General features: G+C 67.7%; 5 protein-coding genes. All 5 read right to left on the bottom strand.

Annotation, left to right across the window (positions count from 1 at the left end; translation table 11 throughout):
• Nucleotides 1-1704, bottom strand: a 1704-nt coding sequence (locus tag WAW85_RS15975) for an acetyl/propionyl/methylcrotonyl-CoA carboxylase subunit alpha (protein ID WP_422560573.1), incomplete at its 3' end; no start/stop codon positions are given.
• A 96-nt stretch (nt 1705-1800) separates the two neighbouring features.
• Nucleotides 1801-3219, bottom strand: a complete 1419-nt coding sequence (locus WAW85_RS15970) for a condensation domain-containing protein (RefSeq protein ID WP_422560572.1) — start codon at nt 3217-3219, stop codon at nt 1801-1803.
• Complete coding sequence (locus WAW85_RS15965) at nt 3219-3641, bottom strand: SufE family protein (RefSeq protein ID WP_422560571.1); 423 nt, start codon at nt 3639-3641, stop codon at nt 3219-3221. The genes WAW85_RS15970 and WAW85_RS15965 overlap by 1 nt, the downstream gene beginning before the upstream one ends.
• A gap of 32 nt (nt 3642-3673) precedes the next feature.
• Entirely contained in the window at nt 3674-4558 is an 885-nt protein-coding gene (locus WAW85_RS15960) for a sulfurtransferase (protein ID WP_422560570.1), read from the bottom strand.
• A 96-nt stretch (nt 4559-4654) separates the two neighbouring features.
• On the bottom strand, nt 4655-5308 hold the full coding sequence (locus tag WAW85_RS15955) for a Maf family protein (protein WP_422560574.1): 654 nt from the start codon (nt 5306-5308) through the stop codon (nt 4655-4657).
• Nucleotides 5309-5334 lie beyond the last annotated feature (26 nt).

The following is a 5334-nucleotide window of genomic DNA, read 5'->3' as shown; positions in this document are numbered from 1 at the left end:
GACCGGGTTCTCCATCTTCATCGCTTCGAGTACCAGCACCAGGTCGCCGGCCGCGACGGTGTCGCCTTCGGCGACGGCCACCTTGACCACGGTGCCCTGCATGGGTGCGGCCACGGCGTCGCCGGAGATGGCTTTACCGCCGCCCTTGACGCGGCTGCGCGACTTGGGCTTGCGGCGCACTGCGCCGCCGCCGGTACCGCCGCCGCCCAGGTTCAGGTCGCCGGGTAGCGAGACCTCGACGCGCCGGCCGCCGACCTCCACCACCACGTTCTGACGCGGGAGAACCTCATCGTCATCCGGCGCGGCGCCGCCGCTGTACGCCTCGATCGGGTTGTCCCAATCGGTTTCGATCCATTTGGTGTAGACGTCGAACTTCTCGGCGTCGCCGATGAAAGCCGGGTTCTCGACGATGTGGCGGTGGAATGGGATGACGGTGGCCAGGCCGTCCACCTCGAACTCGGCGAGGGCGCGGGCGCTGCGCTCCAGGGCCTGTTTGCGGGTCTCGCCGGTGACAATGAGCTTGGCGAGCATCGAGTCGAACTGGCCGCCGATGACATCGCCCTGGCGGACCCCGGAGTCGACGCGCACACCCGGGCCGGTCGGCTCGCGGTAGACGGTGATCGGTCCGGGAGCCGGAAGGAAGCCGCGACCGGCGTCCTCACCGTTGATACGGAACTCGAAGGAGTGACCGCGCGGTTCCGGATCTTCGGTGATCTCCAGGGCCTTGCCCTCGGCGATGCGGAACTGCTGGCGGACTAGGTCGATGCCTGCGGTCTCCTCGGTAACCGGGTGCTCGACCTGCAGGCGGGTGTTGACCTCGAGGAACGAAACGGTGTCGCCCTGCACTAGGTACTCCACGGTGCCGGCGCCGTAGTAGCCCGCCTCGCGGCAGATGTCCTTGGCCGAGGAGTGGATCTTGGCGCGCTGCTCGGGGGTCAGGAACGGCGCGGGGGCCTCCTCGACCAGCTTCTGGAAGCGTCGCTGCAAGCTGCAGTCACGAGTGCCCGCGACGATGACGTTGCCGTGCTGGTCGGCAATCACCTGCGCCTCGACGTGGCGAGCCTTGTCCAAGTACTGCTCCACGAAGCACTCGCCGCGACCGAAGGCGGAGACGGCCTCGCGAGTCGCCGACTCGAACAACTCGGGGATCTCGGCAATGGTGTGGGCGACCTTCATCCCGCGGCCGCCGCCACCGAAGGCGGCTTTGATGGCGACCGGAACCCCGAACTGCTCGGCGAACTCCACGACCTCGTCGGCGCCAGCGACCGGGTCCTTGGTGCCCGCGGCCATCGGGGCGTTGGCCCGCTCGGCGATGTGCCGGGCGGTGACTTTGTCGCCGAGGGAGCGGATGGAGTCCGGCGACGGGCCGATCCAGGTGAGGTCGGCGTCGATCACGGCCTGCGCGAAGTCGGCGTTCTCGGACAGGAATCCGTAGCCGGGATGGATGGCGTCGGCGCCCGAGCGGACGGCGGCGTCGAGGATTTTGTCGAAGACGAGGTAGCTCTCCGCCGAGGTGGTGCCACCGAGGGCGAAGGCCTCGTCGGCCAGACTGACGAACATCGCGTCGGCATCAGGTTCGGCGTAGACGGCCACGCTGGCGATACCCGCATCACGCGCGGCCCGGATCACGCGGACCGCGATCTCACCGCGATTGGCGATGAGGACCTTGGAGATGGTCTTTTGGGGGATATCAGTCTTGGGCACAACTACTCCTGGCCTGGACTCGCCTAAGCGAGCCGGTTGTCGGGGACAACGGAACGAATTCACAGTAACGCACCCGAGAGCATGCTCGGTTCACGCCTATCGGTCAGTTTGACGCGCCGCGACGATACTCGCGAGTAGCTCGGTAAACGCGCTGAGGAAGCGCCGTAGGCCCGCAGCGACCGGCCGACCGGGTCGGTCGGCGGGGAACCGGGCGTGTACGCGCAGCCCGTGCGGGGTGCGGTTGAACCACACGTAGAACTCATCGTCGGCATAGGAGTGACTGCGCAGCGCCCGCGCGCCCCCGGCGTCGGCGTGGGCCGCACCCGGGACGGCGCGGGTGTCCATGAACGAGACGACGAACTTCGGTTCGGGCACGAAGTCCAGAAGCTCGGCGAGCCGCAGCAGGGGGAGCGACGCGCCCTCGCGGGCTCGGTCCAGGGAGACCATCATCCGTTCCAACGCCGTCGGGAAGCTGGGATCGTCGGATACCTCGACCGACACCGGGGCGAGGGCGACGAACCAGCCGAGCGCGGAATGCACGGCCGCCTGATTCCGCGTGTGGCGGGGCATCACCGTCGCGAAGCGGTCCGCACCGGTCTGCTCGCGGTAGACCAGTGCCGCGGTGGTCAATAGGCCCCCGATCAGGGAGCCGCCCAGATCGCCGCACCGCTGTTCCAGCACGCAGGTCGCCTCGTCATCGAGCAGGAGGGCGTCGTAGGCGGACTGCGGTAGCAGCGGCGCCCCGGCGTCGAGCGGGCCAGCGCGCTCGAGCAACGCGAAGCCGGGGAGGGTCCGCCAGCCCTCGGTGAACTCGCGCCACTCGACGGCAGCCGTGTGCCAGTCGTCGGCGGTGTCAGCAGCCCGCCGCTCGGTATCGGAGAAGTCGACATAGCTGCCGGTCGCCGGCAGTGTGGGGTCGCGGCGCTCGAGGGCGGCCCGGTACATCTCGCGCAGCTCGAATTGGGCGTTGACCAGCGAATAGCCGTCCACCAACGAATGGTCAGCGGCAAACAACAGGGTGAAGCTGCACGCGCGGGCCACCGTTGCGAACCGGTACGCCGGCCAGTGCAGCGGGGCCGTCGCACCGTCGAACGAGGCGCCGATCTGGGCGATCAGCTGGTGTGGATCGGCGAACCAGCCGATCCGGCGGCGCCGCAGATGGACGGTGCCAGCGTCCGCGGTATACCGCTCGGTACTCACTTGGCTCCCGGGAGTGAACGTCACGTGCGTCCGCAGCACCTCGTGTCGATTGATCCACCCGAGGATCGCGGACTGCACGGCAGACTGGGAAATCTGCTCGTCGAATTCGACGGTGAGACCCAGCCATGCTTCCCGCCCACCCTGGCGATGGGTGGCCAGCCGGTAGGCGTGCGCGTCCTGCAAGTGCTGCTCGTGATTGTGCGAGGTGGCCCGCGGATCACGATGCCAGGCGCCGAGGCCGCCGGGGACCGCGGGGATCCACTCGATCAGTCCGCCCGGCTCGACGGGTGCGTCGAGGACCTGGAGGAACTCCATCAGGCCGTCTGCTGCGCCACCTGGCGCTTGATCCGCATGAGCATGCCGGTCATCCCGCGCAGTCGCAGCGGGGAGACCACCGAACCCAGCTGCAAATCGTTGACGAAGTCCAGTGGCACCGCGGCGATCTGGTCGGCGGTCGCACCGTCCAGACCCTGGTGCAGGATCGAGGCGAAACCGCGCGTGGTCGGCGCCTCGCGCGGTGCGCTGAAAAACAGCCGCACCGCGGCCGAATCGGCCGCGTCCACGGATAGAAAGATCGGCGACTGGCACTCGGGAACCGGTTCCATGGCGGCAGATTCCAAATGGGCGGGGAGCTCGGGGAGCTCGTCGGCGAGTTCGAGGAGCAGCATGGTGCGATCGGCATCGCCGAGTGCGCCGAAGTCGTCGACGATCTCGGCCAGGGCTGGAGTCAGGCTCATGATCTTCTTGCGTCGGGAGGAATCAGGGCAGATTACAGGCTACCGGGTTCGCTACCGATGGCGATCGGTGCACGCACCGCGTTGCCCCACTCGGTCCACGAGCCGTCATAGTTGCGGACGGCGTCGAAGCCGAGTAGATAGGTCAGCACGAACCAGGTGTGGCTGGAGCGTTCGCCGATCCGGCAGTACGCGATGGTCGGGGTGGCCGGATCCAGCTCGCCGTAGATGGCGTCGAGCTCGACGCGGCTGCGGAACCGCGCATCGCTTGCGGCCGCCCGCGCCCACGGAATGGATACGGCGGTGGGAATGTGACCGCCGCGCAGGGCCCCCTCTTCCGGGTAGTCGGGCATGTGGGTGCGGGCACCGGTGTACTCCTCCTCCGAACGCACGTCGATCAGCGGCTGGGTGCCCAGGGCGGCGCGGACATCCTCGGCGAAGGCACGGATGACGGTGTCGTCGCGCTCGATGACCGGGTAGTCGCTACGCGGGTAGGCCGGGACGTTGAACGAGGTCTCGCGCTGTTCGTTCATCCAGGCGGTACGGCCGCCATCGAGGAGCCGGACGTCGGCGTGGCCGAAAAGGGTGAAAACCCACATCGCATACGCGGCCCACCAGTTGTTCTTATCGCCGTAGACGACGACGGTGTCGTCGCGTTCAATGCCTTTGCTACGCATCAGTTCGGCGAAGGTATCGCCGTCGATGTAGTCGCGGATGACCGGATTGTTGAGGTGCAGGTGCCAGTCAATCTTCTGCGCGGTGGGGATATGCCCGACGTCGTAGAGCAGCACGTCCTCGTCGGACTCGATGATCTTGAGTCCAGGGGTGCCCAGATGTGCTGACAGCCATTCGGTGCTCACCAGGCGTTCGGGATGTGCGAATCCGGTGAACGCCGGATTCGACTCATATTCGACTGTCACGGGAAACTCCTGATCACCTTCGGTGCCCGCCGATCGGGGCGCCTGTCGCGTGTCCAGCATACGGATGACACCGTCGGCCGGTCCGGCCGCCGGGTGCTAGTTGGGCACCTGCCACAGCGAGGTGACATCGAGACCGACCTGCGTGAGTAGATCGCGGGTGAGCGGCAGACTGATGCCGATCACCGACGACGGATCACCGTCGATCCCGTCGAGCAGCCAGCCGCCCATGCCGTCGAGGGTGAAGGCGCCAGCCACCTCGAGCGGTTCGCCAGTCGCGACATACCGCTCGATGACCGCGTCGGAGACGTCCGAGAACCGGATCGCGGTGGCCGCGCTGGCAGCTGCCGAGGCGGTGACGACGCCGCCGGTCAGCCGCGTGACCGCGTGACCGGTGAGCAGCCGTCCGGTGCGCCCGCGCATCGTCTGCCAACGGGCGATCGCAACCTCCGCGGTACGCGGCTTGCCGGCCAACTCTCCGTCGAGCAGCAGCATGGAGTCGCAGGTGAGTACGACGCCGTCGTCGGCGACCGCGTCGATCTCCGGATGATCCGAGGCGGCGATCATCGAGATGATCTCGGCTGCTTTGGCTTCAGCGAGCGTGGTGACGATCTGCTCGGGACGCTGCCCAGTCAGTTGCTGAACGAGGGCGTCCTCGTCGATATCGGACACCAGGACCAGCGGGTTGATTCCCGCGGCCACCAGCACACGTCGTCGTGCCGGCGAGGCCGAGCCGAGTAGTACCCGGGTCACCTGCGGTGCAGGTACCTGCCGGGGAG

Source organism: Gordonia sp. (in: high G+C Gram-positive bacteria), assembly GCF_049299075.1.
Classification (GTDB): Bacteria; Actinomycetota; Actinomycetes; order Mycobacteriales; family Mycobacteriaceae; genus Gordonia.
The sequence above is the reverse complement of the archived record's forward strand: the minus strand, read 5'-3'. Positions and strand labels throughout refer to the sequence as shown.